General features: G+C 69.5%; 12 protein-coding genes. 7 read left to right on the forward strand and 5 right to left on the reverse strand.

Annotation, left to right across the window (positions count from 1 at the left end; all coding sequences use genetic code 11):
- Positions 1-276 precede the first annotated feature (276 nt).
- Together ACZ6YV_RS14225 and ACZ6YV_RS14230 are read left to right on the forward strand one after the other, a co-directional pair.
- Positions 277-1,074, forward strand: a complete 798-nt coding sequence (locus ACZ6YV_RS14225) for a hypothetical protein (RefSeq protein ID WP_465509975.1) — start codon at positions 277-279, stop codon at positions 1,072-1,074.
- On the forward strand, positions 1,071-2,774 hold the full coding sequence (locus ACZ6YV_RS14230; RefSeq protein ID WP_465509976.1) for a serine/threonine-protein kinase: 1,704 nt from the start codon (positions 1,071-1,073) through the stop codon (positions 2,772-2,774). The genes ACZ6YV_RS14225 and ACZ6YV_RS14230 overlap by 4 nt, the downstream gene beginning before the upstream one ends.
- Before the next feature lie 42 nt (positions 2,775-2,816).
- Here ACZ6YV_RS14230 and ACZ6YV_RS14235 read toward each other — a convergent pair whose 3' ends face one another.
- Entirely contained in the window at positions 2,817-3,656 is an 840-nt protein-coding gene (locus ACZ6YV_RS14235) for a DUF2382 domain-containing protein (RefSeq protein WP_465509977.1), read from the reverse strand.
- Between the two features lie 379 nt (positions 3,657-4,035).
- On the opposite strand from ACZ6YV_RS14235, the gene ACZ6YV_RS14240 reads away from it, so the two are divergent.
- Positions 4,036-5,637, forward strand: coding sequence for an ABC-F family ATP-binding cassette domain-containing protein (locus ACZ6YV_RS14240; RefSeq protein WP_465509978.1), 1,602 nt, complete (start codon positions 4,036-4,038; stop codon positions 5,635-5,637).
- A 4-nt stretch (positions 5,638-5,641) separates the two neighbouring features.
- On the opposite strand, the gene ACZ6YV_RS14245 is transcribed toward ACZ6YV_RS14240, so the two are convergent.
- From ACZ6YV_RS14245 to ACZ6YV_RS14255, 3 genes are all read right to left on the reverse strand, one after another.
- The gene (locus ACZ6YV_RS14245; RefSeq protein ID WP_465509979.1) at positions 5,642-6,463 is read right to left on the reverse strand and encodes a class I SAM-dependent methyltransferase; all 822 of its coding nucleotides are present in this window, start codon (positions 6,461-6,463) and stop codon (positions 5,642-5,644) included.
- Between the two features lie 119 nt (positions 6,464-6,582).
- Positions 6,583-7,593 (reverse strand): YdcF family protein, encoded by a 1,011-nt coding sequence (locus tag ACZ6YV_RS14250; protein ID WP_465509980.1) that lies wholly within the window; start codon positions 7,591-7,593, stop codon positions 6,583-6,585.
- Positions 7,594-8,261: 668 nt separating this feature from the next.
- Positions 8,262-9,881, reverse strand: a complete 1,620-nt coding sequence (locus tag ACZ6YV_RS14255; protein ID WP_465509981.1) for an ABC-F family ATP-binding cassette domain-containing protein — start codon at positions 9,879-9,881, stop codon at positions 8,262-8,264.
- A 63-nt stretch (positions 9,882-9,944) separates the two neighbouring features.
- Between ACZ6YV_RS14255 and ACZ6YV_RS14260 the strand changes: the two genes are divergently transcribed.
- From ACZ6YV_RS14260 to ACZ6YV_RS14270, 3 genes are all read left to right on the forward strand, one after another.
- The gene (locus ACZ6YV_RS14260) at positions 9,945-10,301 is read left to right on the forward strand and encodes a DUF6412 domain-containing protein (RefSeq protein WP_465509982.1); all 357 of its coding nucleotides are present in this window, start codon (positions 9,945-9,947) and stop codon (positions 10,299-10,301) included.
- Positions 10,302-10,370: 69 nt separating this feature from the next.
- Complete coding sequence (gene yidC, locus ACZ6YV_RS14265) at positions 10,371-11,192, forward strand: membrane protein insertase YidC (RefSeq protein ID WP_465509983.1); 822 nt, start codon at positions 10,371-10,373, stop codon at positions 11,190-11,192.
- Complete coding sequence (locus tag ACZ6YV_RS14270; protein WP_465509984.1) at positions 11,189-11,755, forward strand: hypothetical protein; 567 nt, start codon at positions 11,189-11,191, stop codon at positions 11,753-11,755. The genes yidC and ACZ6YV_RS14270 overlap by 4 nt, the downstream gene beginning before the upstream one ends.
- Positions 11,756-11,894: 139 nt before the next feature.
- On the opposite strand, the gene ACZ6YV_RS14275 is transcribed toward ACZ6YV_RS14270, so the two are convergent.
- The gene (locus tag ACZ6YV_RS14275; RefSeq protein WP_465509985.1) at positions 11,895-14,177 is read right to left on the reverse strand and encodes an excinuclease ABC subunit UvrA; all 2,283 of its coding nucleotides are present in this window, start codon (positions 14,175-14,177) and stop codon (positions 11,895-11,897) included.
- A gap of 58 nt (positions 14,178-14,235) precedes the next feature.
- Between ACZ6YV_RS14275 and ACZ6YV_RS14280 the strand changes: the two genes are divergently transcribed.
- On the forward strand, positions 14,236-15,210 hold the full coding sequence (locus ACZ6YV_RS14280; protein WP_465509986.1) for a helix-turn-helix transcriptional regulator: 975 nt from the start codon (positions 14,236-14,238) through the stop codon (positions 15,208-15,210).
- Positions 15,211-15,329: the final 119 nt, after the last annotated feature.

Here is a 15,329-nt window from a genome sequence, read left to right on the forward strand (position 1 = left end):
GCCCAGGTGAAAGAAATCGGTCCTTTGCACGGGGAGAAATTCCAGGAAATGGTGAAAGAACTCCCGGCGGGACCGCTCGAAGGTTTCAAACCAACCGTCGATTGATAAGGGGACTGTTGCGCGTTTCCGGCTTCCACAAGGGAAAGCAGGAACAACAAGCCGGTCACGGTGCCGAGTATCAGGCGAACCACGATACGCATTGGGACGTCCCTCTCCGGTAAGTACTCGCTGTAGCATTCCGGACCAGTCGGCTCAGGAAAACAGGGGATGCGCAAAATGGGACGTGTCATCGCGGCAGGGGTTGCGTTGGGTCTGTGCGCGGTCCTTTGGGGATCGCCACCGGCCACTGCGGACAGTGTCGATGGTGCCGGTAGCGGAAGGCTCGACCTCGCGGTCACCCTCGACGACAAGCCGATCACCAACGCCACGGTGATGATCGATCCGGCGAAGCAACTCGAACTCACCGTCACGGCGACCAACAGCGGCGGGACGTCGGTCAGGGTCCGCAGCGTGCGGGTGTCCGGCGTCGCGCTCGCCCTGACGTTCTTCGCCTACGACACCACGGCGCCGTTCGAGGTCCCCGCGCACAGCCGGGTCACCAGGATCTTCGTACTGGACATGGCCGACCTCTCCGGCCAGGCGATCGGGCTGCTCCCGTCCACGGTGGAACTGCTGGACGCCCAGCGCGGCACGCTCGGCGAGGCCGCCACGGTCGCCGACATCCGCGGCTCCTTCTGGTCCGTCTACGGCGCTTTCGGCCTGGCGATGCTCGTGCTCACCGTGCTGGCGTGGCTGACCGCCCTGCTCGCGCTCGCCCGCCATCGTCTGCCCGCCAACCGCTGGCGCCGCGGCCTGCGCTTCCTGCCCGCCGGATTCGGCACCGGGCTCGTCGCCGTCGTCTCGCTGTCCGTGCTGCGGCTCGTCGCACCGGAGCCGGCGATCGAGATCCCGGTGGTCCTCGGCGCCGCCGTCATCGCGTTCCTGCTCGGCTACCTGACCCCGCATCCGGCACCCGGGCCCGAAAGTGACGAGACTGTCCGCTTTCCCGACGCCACCACGGAATTCAAGCGATGAGCGCACCCGCCGAGGTCGTCGCCGCGCTGCCGCAGTACGAGATCGGGGCCGCGATCGGCCAGGGTGGGATGGGGGTCGTCTTCGCCGGCGTCCACCGTTCGCTGCGCCGCGACGTCGCCATCAAACAGCTGCCGTGGGACGTGCTGAACCACGCCGTCAGCAGCGAACTCTTCGACCGCGAAGCGCGTGTGCTGGCCAGCCTCGACCACCCGCACATCGTGCCCGTGTACGACTACGTGCGCACCGGCCGCGAGCACCTGCTGGTGATGGAACGCCTCGACGGCGGCACGGTGCACAGCCGCTTCCGGAGCGGGGGAGTCGGCGCGGAGGAGGCCTGCGCGATCGGGCTGGCGATGCTCGCCGGGCTCCACGCCGCGCACGAGGCCGGTGTGCTGCATCTGGACGTCAAGCCGAAGAACCTGCTCTTCACCACGCAAGGCGTGATGAAGGTGGCCGACTTCGGCATCGCGAAGGTGATCAGCGAGGGCGCCACTCTCGTCACCCACGGTGGTGAAGTCCTCGGCACGCCCGCCTACATCGCGCCGGAGCAGGCGCTGGGCAACGCGCTGAGCCCGGCGGCCGACGTCTACTCGGCGGGCACGGTGCTCTACGAACTGCTGTCGGGGAAGCTGCCCTTCGACAACACGCGGGGCGCGATCAGCATGATGCGCCAGCACATGTTCACCGATCCGCGCCCGATCGACGGCGTGCCCTCGCCGATCGCCGTGGTCGTCATGCGCGGCCTCGCGCGCGAACTCGACTCGCGGTACCGCGACGCGGAGACCTTCGCGGCAGACCTCGCCTCGGCCGCCACCGCTGTTTACGGGCAAGGCTGGCTGGAGCGTTCCCGAGTCCCGGTTCGCCACCTCACGCCGCGGGTGATCTCCGCGCTGAGCACGCCGGTCGCCGCGCCGGTCCCGGTGCCGGTGCCGGTCGGGGACGGTCCGACCCGGCCGGTGCACCGGCCCGCCCCGGATCCGACGCTGTCGGCGACCCGCGCGACGTTCGAGCCCGAGTCCCAAGCCACTGGCAGTCCAAGCGCGGTGCTCTGGTTCCGGCTGGCCGCCGCGGTCGCCGCGATCACGCTCGTGGCGCTCGCGCTGCTCACCCCGGAACGGCTGCCGCACGAAGCCACGACGCTGAAGATCGACGGCGCGGCGGCCTCCTCGACGCCCGTGGACCTCAGCAAGACGTTCGCGGTGACCGGCGAGGGCCGCCCACAACAGCTGACACTTGACCTTTCGGCGGCGGGGATCCCGCTCGGTTCCGCGTCGGGGGTGCCGAAGCCCGACGGTGACGGCTTCCGCGCCGATCTCCGGTTTCCCGGGCTGACCCGGTGGATCGTCGGCGGTGCCGTCACCGCGACGGTGACGGCGGACGGCGTTCCCCAGTCCTTCACGGTCGTCACCCGGCAGCATCCGCTCGCGAGCGCGCTCGGCGCCGGCAGCCTGATCTTGGCGCTCTTCGCCTTGGCGTACCTGGAATCCGGGCTGCGGACCCTCCGCAACGGCCATCGCTGGCGGGGCGCGCTCGTCGGCGGACCGGTGCTGGGCCTGCTGTTCGGCGCGACGGCGTGGCTGTGCGTCTCGGCGCTGCTGGTTCACGAACCCTCGGTGCTGTTCGGTGTCGGCTGCTCGATCGCGGGCGCGGTGGCGACAGGTTTCGTGGTCGCGGCCGCCCGGGCCCGGCGCACGCGCTGAAACCCAGGGGCGGCCCGTCGGCCGGGCCGCCCGCGTCCGGGTTCAGGACTTGCGGTGCTTGCCCTCGTCGTCCGTGACCTCGAACTGCTCCTTGCGGACCTTGCCGGAGATCGTCTGGTCTTCGGTGACGGTCTCGGTCTTGAGCCTCGCCCGCTCGACCGCGACGGTTTCCTTGTTCACCACCGGCTTCTCGGCGTGCAGCACGACCTCCTGCTCGTCCTCGGCGATCTCGGCCTTCCCGCCGGAGGCACCGGCGATCGGCTCCCGCTCGATCCGCACCTCTTCGTGGCTGACCGGCACGGTGACCTGCTGTTCCTCGGTGACGACGTACTTGCGCAGCCGGACGTGACCGGTCTCGACCTGCTCGGTGCCGACGTTCAGCCGCTCCTCGGAACGCGTCATGGTGTGCTCGGCGTCCTGGTCCCGCTGCTTCCCGGCGGCCGCGTCCGTTCCGGCCTTGCCGCGACCCGTGCCGCCCGTGCCGCCCTTGCCCGTCCCGGCTCCGGCGGTGTCCATGCCAGGACGGCCCTGGGTCTTGTCGTCCATTCGCCCGTCCGGCGACGTCCGCGGCATCGGCAGCCCGTAGTGCTTGTACAGCTGCGCGCTCTCCTCCTTGGACAGGTGCCCGTCGGCCTCGATGCGGGGCGCGTCGGAAACGGCATCCTTGTCGACACGGACGTGCAAGCCGTCCTGGTCCGCGTGCGCACCCGAAAGCGGCACGAAACTCTCCTTGGTGCCGAACAGGCCCGTCTTGACCGTGATCCATTCCGGCTGGTGCGTCGCGTCGGCGAGGTAGACGTTGCCGACCTTTCCGAGCTTGTTGCCGGTCGGGTCGACCACGGCACTGTCGATGAGTTCCTGCGGCTGCATGGTCTTCGCCATCGGTCCTGCTCCTCTCGAACGATGCTGCTGAGAAACCCACCGTCGGCCGGACGGATGATCACGGCAACCGTCGTGGTGCACCTGTGGGTGACCCCGGAAAGTGCGGGTTTGAAGCCGCGCTCGCGGGCTAGGACCGGCGTGTCGTCGCAGGTGGAAGCGGGTGCCCGTGGGGTGACCGGCCCGCCGGGGGGATGGTGCGAAGGTGTGGACATTCCGTCTTCCGAAAACCGGATGCGCGGATCCCGGGTGTGTCCTACTCTCGTGCTCGTGATGCAGCACCTGCTGTTCCTCTGAGGGACGACGCCTCCACCGGTACCGCGAGCCGCGGTACCGGGGTTCGTTCTTCCTGCTCATCACTTTCGCTGGAGGCAGTTCCTTCATGTCATCCCCTCTTTCGCCCGCGCTTGTGCGCACGGCGCACCTCCGCCTGTCCGGCGTCCACCTCTCCTTCGGGGGACGGCCCGTGCTTTCCGGGGTCGACCTCGTCGCCGCGGCCGGTGAGCGCGTCGCCGTCGTCGGGGAGAACGGTCGCGGCAAGACCACCCTCCTCCGGGTCCTCGCCGGTGCGCTGACCGCCGATCGCGGCGAGGTCCACCGCTCGGGTTCGGCGGGCGTCGCCGACCAGCAGATCCCGCTCGGCGCGGCGGACACCGTCGGCGCGCTGATCGACCTCGAGCTGGCCACCGTCCGCGGTGCGCTGGCGCGGCTGGAAGCCGCCACCGAGGCGCTCGGCGCCGGCCGCCCCGGTGCGGACGACTTCTTCGCCGCCGCGCTGGAGGAGGCCGAAGCCCTCGACGCGTGGGACGCGGACAGGCGGGTCGAGGTGTCACTGGCCGCCTTGAACGCTGTCGACGACCGTGATCGTCCACTCGGGACACTGTCGGTCGGGCAGCGCCACCGGGTCCGGCTGGCGTGCCTGCTCGGCGCCGGGCATCCCGTCCTGCTGCTCGACGAGCCGACCAACCATCTCGACGCCGCCGGGCTCGAGCACCTCACCGAGCGGTTGCGCGCCCAGCCGGGCGTGGTCGTCCTGGTCAGCCACGACCGGGCGTTGCTCGCGGACGTGGCCACCACGGTGCTCGACCTCGATCCGTCGAGCGACGACCGGCCACGGGTCTACGGCGGTGGCTACGCCGCCTATACCGAGGCCCGCCTGGCCGAACGCGCTCGCTGGGAATCGGCGCACGCCGAGCAGATCGCCGAGCGGCAACGCCTGGCCGACGACCTGTCGGCGGCGCGGAACCGGCTGCGCGACAACTGGCGGCCGCCCAAGGGCACCGGCAGGCATACCCGCGCCACCCGGGCACCGGGGCTGGTCCGCGCGGTCCACCGGCGGCAGGAGGAGCTGGCCGGGCACGTGGTGGCGGTCCCGCCGCCGCCCGCCCGGTTCGCCATGCCCGAACTGCCCGAACGCCGCGGCGCGACCTTGCTGCAGGCCACCGGTGTGACGGTGGCCGGGCGGCTCAGGCGTCCGGTCGATCTGGCGCTGGAAAGCGGTGACCGGCTGGTGATCACGGGTGCCAACGGCGCGGGCAAATCGACGCTCCTGACCGTGCTGGCCGGGGAGCTGGAGCCGAGTACAGGCACGGTCGCCTGCTCACGGTCTGCGCGGATCGGGCGGCTGGGACAGGAATCCGACCTGCCGGGCGGCCGGACGGCGGCCGAGCTCTACGACGAACAGCTCGCCCGGGCGGGGATTCCGGGGCCGGGCCTGGGCGAACTGGGCCTGCTCGCCGGATACGACCGGCACCGGCCGGTGGCCGAACTGTCGGTCGGGGCCCGGCGGCGGCTGGATCTGGCACTGGTGCTGGCCCGCCGTCCGCATCTGGTGCTGCTGGACGAGCCGACCAACCACCTGTCCGCCACGCTCGTCGACGAGCTGACCGCCGCGCTCGGCGCCACCCCGGCCGCGGTGGTGATCGCCACGCACGACAGGCAGTTGTCGCGGGACACGGAATCCTGGCCGAGGCTCGCGCTGTGAGCCGTCAACCGCGGTGGGCGACGGTGTAGCGCACGGTCTGCGCCAGCACCACGCTCCCGTCGGGTTCGCACAGCGGTTCGAGCTCCGCGAGCACGGCTTGGCGCACGGCGTCGAGGCGGTCTTCCGGGATCAGTTCCCAGAACATCCGCTGGCCGTGCGACCAGGACCAGGTGATCCAGTGCCCGGGGTCGGCGAACTTCACCGGACAGACACGTTCCACGGACGTGACACCGGTGAAGCCCGCCGACTCCACGGCCTGGCCGAAACTCTCGACGGTGGCGAACAGACCGGATCGGACGGCCAGGGTCCAGGCCAGCTCCGGCGGCACGAACGGTTTGAACACCTCGCGCACGGACGCCCACCGGGGATCGTCGGCGCCGAACGTGGTCACCCCCGCCCGGCCGCCCGGCTTGAGCACGCGGTGCCACGATCGCAGGCCCGCGACCGGATCCGGCAGGAAGAAGACCACGAAGGACGCGAGGACCACGTCGAAGGCGGCATCGGGTAGCGTCGGTTCTTGGGCGTCCATAAGGGAAACCGAGGCGTTGACTCCGCGGTTCTCGATGTCTTTCGCGGTGCGCTCGATCATCTCGGCGGAAAGGTCGATGCCCAGCACCGATCCGCCCGCGCCGACCTGTTCGGCGGCGGGGAACAGCACCGCGCCGCGTCCGCAGCCGACGTCCAGCACCCGCTCCCCGGGGACGAGCCCGACCCGGTCGAGCAGTTCCCTGGCGAACACGCCGAAGAAGTCGACTCCGAGGACGTCGTAGGTCTTCGCCGTCCTGTCGAACAGCAGCGCCATCGCCTGCCGGGTGTACGCGCTCATGCGCAGGACGATGGCCCGGCGAAAACGGTGTTGTCAAACGGAATCGCGGGATTTGTCACGGCGCTCCGAGTAGCGGCGGCCGCGATTCGTGCCGGGGTCTCAAGTCTCCTTCAGCCGCGCTAGAAGACGCGGGAAATCTGGGAAAGGACGATCAGTCCGCAGATGACGAGGTTCTTGATCTTGTGGTCGACCAGGATGGCCACGAACTCGCGGAGGGTGGCGCTCGGCCAGAAGTACCAGGCCGTCGGTGCGCCGATGACCTGGCCGTTCACCTTGGCGCGGCGGGTGATGAGGGCGGCGCGGAGGACGTGGAAGTTGTTGGTGACCACCGTGCACCGGTAGTCAGCCTTCCGCTCCCGCATGATCTCGGCGCTGAAGGTGAGATTCTCGAACGTCGTCCGCGACCGATCCTCCAGGAGGATCCGCTCCCTCGGCACCCCCTTCTCGACCAGGTAATCGGCCATGGCCTGGGATTCCGGCAGGTCCTCGTCGGGCCCTTGCCCGCCCGAGGTGACCACCGTCGTTTCCCCGCCGCGGCGGGCCTCCGCGTCCACGACGCGTTTGGCGCGGTTCAGGCGGCCGGCCAGCAGCGGCGGCACCTGGTGACCGTCCAGCAGTCCCGAGCCCAGCACGACGACGAAGTCCACATCCTTTTCGGTGCGGATGCGGCCGTAGACGATCGAGTACAGGAGGAAGCAGACGAAGAGGAACGAGACGTAGACGAGGATTCCGTTGAGGCTGCCCCGGAGGATGTCGAGGGGTTCCCAGGCCAGTTGCGTGACCGTCGCGTTGAACACGATCAGCGCGCAGATGCCGATCCCCGTCAGCAGGGACAGCACGTTGGCCAGCCGGCGCCCCTCGCGGCGGAGCATGGTGATCCCGTTGCAGATCAGGAAGACCGTCAACGCGAGAACTGTCGGGATGATCAGCAGGATCACGCCGAGCGCGACGAAGCCCGCCGCCTCGGGTGACACCGAGGCGAGCAGTGCGATGAAGGTGATGCCGAGGAACAGGAGCGTGAAGAAGAGGTAGAAGCCGTTCCTCAGCCGACGTCGGTCGCGAAGGAAGCTCACCAGGAACGCCGCGCAGCACAGGGCGGCGATGGCGAAGGGAATTGCGGCGGCCCTCACGGGATCTCCAGCTTCGAACGGGTTCGGCGTGGTCGCCGTCGGACGGGCACGCGGTGCGGCGGCATTGAAACACACGGCTGAGCCGCCGGAGGTGCCTTCGGTCGGCGTGTCGCCTTTCCTTGCCCGACAGTGGTTATCGCGAGTGAGGTGAAGATGTCTTGCCGGGCAGTGGGTCGGGGTGGTCGTGAGTGGCATTGAGGGGTAGGGCAAAGGTGCTGGCCTGTGTGTCGGCTTCGGGTGTCGCGAAAGCCACTTTCGGGACGTCTGGTGTCGCGAAAGTGGCTTTCGCGACACCAGCGTGGCGGTGAGGTGTCGGTCCGGGGGACGTGGGTGGCGTTTCGGGTTATTGAGGGGTAGGGCGAACGTGGCGTGCTGTTGAGGTGTGCGCCGAATGTGGCATTGGGGACGGTGAGTGTCCCCAATGCCACATTGGAGGCACTCTGGGGTTCGGTGACTTGATGTCGTGTCGTGAAGGGGGCCTTCAGGACGCTCCGCGTCGCGGTTCAGGGCGCCGGAACCCTTGCGGACGTGACCTGAAGGCCACTTTCCCCGCATGCGATGCGACGAAAGTCCCCTTCACCCCGACCGACAGGACACCTTTGCCTTACCCCTCAATAGAACCCGAAACGCCACCCACGACCACCCCGACCCACTGCTCACCCCCGGGGTCATCGCTGGCGCTGGACCGGCCGCTCGTCCCAGACCGGTTCCGGGGTTTCCCGCACCCGCCCGTCCGAGCCGAACACGAGGTACCGGTCGAAGGAACGCGCGAACCACCGGTCGTGCGTCACCGCCACCGTGGTGCCTTCGTACGCTTCCAGCGCCTGCTGCAACGCCTCCGCCGAAGCGAGGTCGAGGTTGTCGGTCGGCTCGTCGAGCAGCAGCGCGGTGGCGCCGCCGATCTCCAGCAGCAGGATCTGGAACCGCGCCTGCTGGCCACCGGACAGCTTCTCGAATCGCTGGTCGCCCTGGCCGTCGAGTTCGTAGCGGCGCAGGATGTTCATCGCGGGCCCGCGGCTCCGCGCGTGGCCGGTCCAGAGGATGTCGACGAGCGTGTGCCCGAGCAGTTCGGGATGGGCGTGCGTCTGCGCGAAATGGCCGGGGACGACCCGGGCGCCGAGTTTCCACAGTCCGTCGTGCGCGACGTCCTCACCCGCCAGCAGCCGCAGGAAGTGCGATTTGCCGGAGCCGTTCGAGCCGAGCACCGCGACCCGCTCGCCATAGAAGATCTCCAGGTCGAAGGGCTTCATCAGGCCGCGGAGTTCGAGCCCTTCGCAGGTGACGGCACGGACGCCGGTCCGGCCGCCGCGCAGGCGCATGGTGATCTTCTGCTCGCGCGGGGGAGCGGCGGGCGCTCCGGCCTCCTCGAACTTGCGCAAGCGGGTCTGGGCGGCGTGGTAGCGCGAAGCCATCTCGTCGCTGCGCGCGGCGTACTGACGCATGTCGACGACGAGTTTCTTGAGCTGGGCGTGCTTTTCGTCCCAACGACGGCGGAGCTCCTCGAAGCGTTCGAACCGCTCCGTGCGCGCCTGGTGGTAGGTGTCGAAGCCGCCGCCGTGCACCCAGACGTCGCCGCCGGCGGGCCCGGGTTCGACGCTGATGATCTTCTTCGCCGCCCGCGCGAGCAGTTCCCGGTCGTGCGAAACGAACAGCACCGTTTTCTGGGTCTCGCGCAGCCGCTCTTCCAGCCACAGCTTGCCGGGGACGTCGAGGTAGTTGTCCGGCTCGTCGAGCAGGAGGACGCCGCAGCCGCCGAGAAGCAGCGCCTCCAGCACCAGCCGCTTCTGTTCGCCGCCGGACAGCGTGCGCACCTCGCGCCAGCGCGCCTTCTCGTACGGCAGGCTGAGCGCCGCCGTCGTGCACTTGTCCCACATGACTTCGGCTTCGTAGCCGCGAGCGTCGCCCCAGTCGCCGAGCGCCTGGGCGTAGGCCATCTGGGCCGCTTCGTCGTCGCGTTCCATCAACGCGAGTTCGGTCTCGTCGACAGCGCGGGCGGCGACGCGGAGCGCTTCCGGCGACACCGACAGGAGCAGGTCCCGCACGGTCCGTTCGTCGCGCACCGATCCGACGAACTGGGGCATCACCCCGAGCCCGCCACTGATGGTCACCGAACCACCGTCGGGGGCGAGCTCGCCCGAGATCAGCCGCAGCAGGGTCGTCTTGCCGGCCCCGTTGGCCCCGACGAGCGCGCACACGGAGCCCTCACCGACCCGAAACGAGACGTCGCCGAGCAGCAGTCGCCCGTCGGGCAGGTAGTACTCGACGTGCGCGACTTCCACATGGCCCATTTCGACAGCCTGCCCGCGCCCCGGGAAATCACGCAACGCAATATTTCCGGTACTGTCGCCGACGTGGAGCGAACCTACTTCGGCGTGCGGCTCAAGCTGATGCTTGCGCTGTTCCTGCCGGAATTGTTCGTCGTGCTCCCGGTTGTCGGCGGGGTCAACCCGCTGAGCCTGGCCACCGCGGTGACAGCGTCGGTCGCGGTCGCCAATCCGCTCGGGCTGGCCGCCGCCCTGACAGCGTCCCTCGCCGTCGTCCTGCTCGCGCTCGCGGCGCATTTCCGCCTGGAACCGGCGGCCGCCGCGATGAAGGTGCGGGCCATCAGCCTGCGTGAACGCGCCCAGCTGTTCCTGAGCCTGCGCGACCCCGACGCGCGCGGCCGCGTCCGGCCACGGGCTCCGTCACCGGGCGTCGCGGCTGCCTGACCTCTCCTCGTTCGAAGGTGAGGCAGTCACTTCTGCCCACGCACCTTCAAACGACGGAGTGACCCGTTCATGTTCGATGTCTTTCTGTACCCCGTTTCCGCCATTCTCTGGTTCTGGCACAAGGTTTTCGGCGCCGTATCGAGTCCTGACTCGGGTCTGGCCTGGGTGCTGTCCATTGTGTTCCTCGTCTTCACCCTTCGCCTCCTGCTGGTCAAACCCGCGCTCAGCGCGCTGCGCGCCGGCCGCCGCATGCAGGCGCTCGCTCCGCGGATGCGAAAGATCCGGGAGAAATACGGCAAGGATCGCCGCCGGATGGCGACGGAGATCCAGAAACTGCACGCCGAAAGCGGTTCCAGCCCGTTGGGCGGTTGCCTCCCGGCACTGATCCAGCTGCCGGTGTTCTTTTCGCTGTACTGGGTCCTGCGCGATTTCACCCCGGGTGCGGAGTCGAACCACGTTTTCGACCGCGCCGGGGTGGAGTCGTTCTTGAACGCCGACCTGTTCGGCGCGAAGCTCGGCAACTGGCTTTCGCAACCGGCGGCGGAACTGGCCGCGTTCGGCACGGACCACGCCCACATGATCGCGGTCGGGGTGCCGCTGATGCTGATCGCCGGCCTGGCCACGTTCTTCTCGATGCGCTCGGGCCTCGCCCGGCAGACGGCGACCGCCCCGCAGGCCGCAGGGATCACCAAGCTGATGATGTACCTGGCGCCGCTCGGCATGCTGGTCTCGGGCTCGTTCTTCCCGGTGCCGATCGGCGTGCTGCTGTACTTCCTGGCCACCAACGTATGGGCGCTGGGCCAGCAGCACTTCCTCAGCAAGGTCGTCGACAGGGAAGAGGAGGCGAGTCAGGGACCGGTCCCGCCGGGCGGCTCTACCCTCACCGCATGACGAGCCAGACAGCGGCGCGCTTCGGAGTGACAGCGGCGGTCGCCGGCTTCCTGCTCGCGGGTTGCGGCGCCAATCCGCCGGAGCCCGCCTCCCCGCAACCCTCGGTGGCACCGTCCCCGACCGGCCCGGATCCGGCGCTGGTCTCCTGGGCGGGCGGGTACTGCGGCGCTGTCAAGGACATGAGGTTGATCGTCTACGGCCTTGCCAAGAGCTACGACATCGAGACCAAGGCGGATCTGCCGAAGGCGGCGGCGTCGCTGGAGAAGCTGGACACCGCACTGACCGCGGCGAGCTCCGGACTCGAGAAACTGCCGCAGGTCGCGCCGCCCGCGCAGGAGGCCAACACGCTCGCGTCCGGCGAGCTGGCCTTCTACCGGAAGCTGCAGGGGAAGGTGACCGAGTACCGCACCCTGCTGCCGAGGGGCGGTGTCGAGTACGCCAAAGCCGCCCTCAACCTGAGCGGGGCCGACCTGGTTACGCACGTGCCCGCGGTCAAGACAGACAAGGTGCCGGGGCTCGACCAGGCGATGAAGGCGAACAAGGCGTGCGAGCTGGTCGGCTAGATCACAGAGAATCGGTCGAGGAACTGTTCGGTACCGGCGTGTCGGGCAAAGCTCGATCGGGAATCATCTCGCTCTGCCCGGGAACTGTTCCCGGGCGGGTGGGTGTTCCCGGCGCCGTCCTGGCGCCGGGAACGCGTTTTCAGCGTTTCCGCAGATGACGGCCGGTGAGAGACGCCTTGTGCCCGGCCAAGGCTGACGGCGTGCCCTCGAATACGACCTTCCCGCCGTCGAAACCCGCGCCCGGCCCGATGTCGATGACGTGGTCGGCGTGCGCGATCACCTGCTGGTCGTGTTCGATCAGGACGAGTGTCGCGCCGTCGTCGACCAGTTCGTCGCAGAGGGTGAGCAGGCGGTCGACGTCGCTGCCATGCAGCCCGGCGGTGGGTTCGTCGAGGATCAGGCGCAGTTCGGCGGCGGCGGGACCCGTGTCGGCGAGGTGGCGGGCGAGCAGGAGCCGTTGCCTTTCGCCGCCGGAGAAGGTGTCGAGGCTCTGCCCGATCGTCAGGTAGCCGAGTCCGACCCGGTCCAGCCAGCGCAATCGCCGCGCGATCGGTGACTCTTCGCCGAACAGGGCGGCGGCGTCCGCGGGGTTCATCGCCAGGACGTCGGCGATGGTCCGGCCGTCCAGGCGCGCGGCGAGCGCTTCCGGGTTGAACCGGGTCCCGCCGCAGGCGTCGCAGGCGGTCTGGACGTCGTCCAGGAACGCCAGGTCGGTGACGATGACGCCCTTCCCCTTGCAGACCGGGCAGGCCCCTCGGCCGTTGGCGCTGAACCACGACGGGTGCTTCCCGGTGGCCTTGCCGAAGGCGTCACGGATGGGTTCGGCGACACCGAGCACCGTGGCCGGGGTGGACCGGATGCCGCCGCGCAGCGGAGCCTGTTCGACGACGACGAAATCGGGATGCTGCCGGGGGAGTTCGCCCGTGATCAGGGTGCTCTTGCCGGATCCGGCGACCCCGGAGACGACGGTCAGGACACCGAGCGGCACATCGACGGTGACGTCGCGCAGGTTGTGGTTCCGGGCGCCGGAGATCGTCACGGTTCCCCGGGCGGCGCGGGGCCGCTCCCGGAAGCGAAGCGGGGCGCGGAGGGTCCGTCCCGTTTCGGTGCCGCTCGCGATGAGTTCGGCGGGACTGCCTTCGAACTGCACGCGGCCGCCGCCTTCGCCGCCGGCCGGTCCGAGGTCGATGACGTGGTCGGCGGCCGAGATGACCGCGGGGTGGTGTTCGACCACGAGGATCGTGTTGTGCGCGTCGCGGAGCTTGGTCAGCAGTTCGAGGAGGCGGTGCACGTCGTGCGGGTGCAGGCCGGTGCTGGGCTCGTCGAACACGTAACAGACGTCGCTGAGCGCGCTGCCGAGGTGACGGACGATCTTGACGCGCTGGGCTTCGCCGCCGGACAGCGTCCTCGATTCCCTGGACAGGCTGAGGTAGCCGAGGCCGACGGACGTCAGCGCGTCGAGGCGTTCCCGGATCGCCTGCAGCAGTGGCGCCACCGTCGGATCGCGCACGGCCGCGACGACGTCGCGCAGGTCGCCGACAGGGAGCGCCGACCAGTCCGCGATGGAACGGCCGTCGATCAGGCTGCTGCGAGCTGCCTCGGCGAGGCGGGTCCCCGCGCAGTCCGGGCAAAGGCCGCTGGTGACGACTCCGTCGAGCCCTTCCTGTTCCTCGGCGGTGAGGCGCGACGGCGTCTTGCGCAGGTACGAGTCCCGTAGCCGCGGGACGATGCCGTCGAAGACGCCGTGCTTAGGGTACTCGGAGCCGGGGTCGTCGAGGGGAAGTCCTTCGGCGTGCAGCAGCGTGTCGACCGTCGACGGCGGCAACCGTCTCAACGGGACGTCCGGGTCGGCGAGTCCGGAGTGGACGAGCCGTTTCCACCGGTAGGTCCCGGGTGCGAACGTCGGGAAGCGCACGGCGCCTTCGCGCAGGCTCAGCGTGCGGTCGAGCAGCCGGTCGAGATCGATGTCGTCGACCAGGCCGAGTCCTTCACAGCGCGGGCACATCCCGCTGGGATCGTTGAACGAATAGGCGGGCGAGAAGCCTGCACCGGGCTTCCCGCGGCGGGAGAACAGCAGGCGCAGCAAGGGGGCGATGTCGCTCGCCGTGCCCACAGTGGACCGCGCGTTCCCGGTGAACCGCCGTTGATCCACGATCGTGGTGAAGATCAGCCCGTCGATCCGGTCGACGTCGGCGGGCGGATGCTGCGGGAGCCGGTTGCGGACGAAGGCGGGGTACGCCCCGGTGACCAGGCGCTCGGCTTCGGCCGCGATCGTGTCGAACGCCAGCGACGACTTCCCCGACCCCGAGACGCCGGTGAACACCGTCAGCCGGTGTTTCGGCACACGCACGGACACCTCGCGGAGGTTGTGCGTCCGGGCCCCTTCCACCGTGATCCATCGTCCGCGCTCATCTTTCGCCATGACGTCACGCTACGATGAGATGTGGCCGGTTTACGGCCACAATTAGTGAGGAGGCGCGGTGACCGCACCACGGGAACGGATGTTGCGGCTGCTGTCGCTCCTGCAGACCGGCCGGGCGTGGCCCGCCGCCGAGCTCGCGACGGCCATGGAGGTCCCGCCCCGCACCCTGCGCCGGGACATCGACCATCTCCGCGGCCTGGGCTATCCCGTGGAGAGCAGCCGAGGTCCGGGCGGCAACTACCGGCTTGCCGCGGGCGCCGCGCTGCCGCCGCTCATGCTGGAACACGACGAGGCGATCGCCACCGTGCTCGGACTGCGTCTCGCCGCCGCGGGCGGAACAGGCGTCGACCTGACCGCCGAATCGGCGGACCGCGCCGCCGCGAAGCTCCGGCGTGTCCTCCCGGCGGCGCTGCGGCGGCGGACCGACGCGATGCTCGCCGCTGTCGAGTTCGGGAGCGGTGAACAGGCGCGGGTTACTCCTGACGTTCTGAACCTCCTCGCCGCGGCCATCGCGGCTCGCCGGTGCCTCGAATTCGCGTACACGGCGAAAGAAGGCTCGTCGTCCCGGACGGTCGAGCCGATGCGCCTCGTCCAGCTCGGCAGGCGGTGGTACCTCTACGCCTGGGACGTCGGCAGGCGGGATTGGCGGAGCTTCCGCCTCGACCGGATCGCCGCGCCGAAGACGACCGAGGTGGCGTTCGAGCCCCGAGACCTCCCGTTCGCCGACGTCGCGGGTCATCTCCAGGAACGCTTCCACAGCCCGAAATCGCTCCGGATCACGCTGACCCTCGAGGTCGGCGCGAGCGAGGCCGCGGCCCGGCTGCACCGGGTCGACGGGAGTTTCGAGGCGCTCGGCGAGGACAGCTGCCGGTATGTCGCGTACGTCGATTCCTTCGAGTGGCTGGCGGTCGTCCTGACGCTCACCGACATCGAGTTCACGGTGGAGGAGCCGGCGGAGTTCGGCGAGTACCTCGCGCGGACCGGGCGGCGACTGCTGCGGGGGAGCGGGCCGCTTCGGTCTCGTGAGCGGTAAGGCTGGTTCTAACCGTCGTTGCCACTCACGAGGTCCTGGGCTCCGCACGGCGCCTCACCGCCGCATCAGGCGTCGCGAAAGCCACTTTCGCGACATCTGACGTCCCGAAAGTGGCTTTC

This window comes from Amycolatopsis sp. NPDC102522, assembly GCF_055584485.1.

Coding starts and splice junctions, on each gene's coding strand:
- ACZ6YV_RS14225 (WP_465509975.1), top strand. CDS start 277: ATGGGACGTGTCATCGCGGCAGGGGTTGCGTTGGGTCTGTGCGCGGTC.
- ACZ6YV_RS14230 (WP_465509976.1), top strand. CDS start 1,071: ATGAGCGCACCCGCCGAGGTCGTCGCCGCGCTGCCGCAGTACGAGATC.
- ACZ6YV_RS14235 (WP_465509977.1), bottom strand. CDS start 3,656: ATGGCGAAGACCATGCAGCCGCAGGAACTCATCGACAGTGCCGTGGTC.
- ACZ6YV_RS14240 (WP_465509978.1), top strand. CDS start 4,036: ATGTCATCCCCTCTTTCGCCCGCGCTTGTGCGCACGGCGCACCTCCGC.
- ACZ6YV_RS14245 (WP_465509979.1), bottom strand. CDS start 6,463: ATGAGCGCGTACACCCGGCAGGCGATGGCGCTGCTGTTCGACAGGACG.
- ACZ6YV_RS14255 (WP_465509981.1), bottom strand. CDS start 9,881: ATGGGCCATGTGGAAGTCGCGCACGTCGAGTACTACCTGCCCGACGGG.
- yidC (WP_465509983.1), top strand. CDS start 10,371: ATGTTCGATGTCTTTCTGTACCCCGTTTCCGCCATTCTCTGGTTCTGG.
- ACZ6YV_RS14270 (WP_465509984.1), top strand. CDS start 11,189: ATGACGAGCCAGACAGCGGCGCGCTTCGGAGTGACAGCGGCGGTCGCC.
- ACZ6YV_RS14275 (WP_465509985.1), bottom strand. CDS start 14,177: ATGGCGAAAGATGAGCGCGGACGATGGATCACGGTGGAAGGGGCCCGG.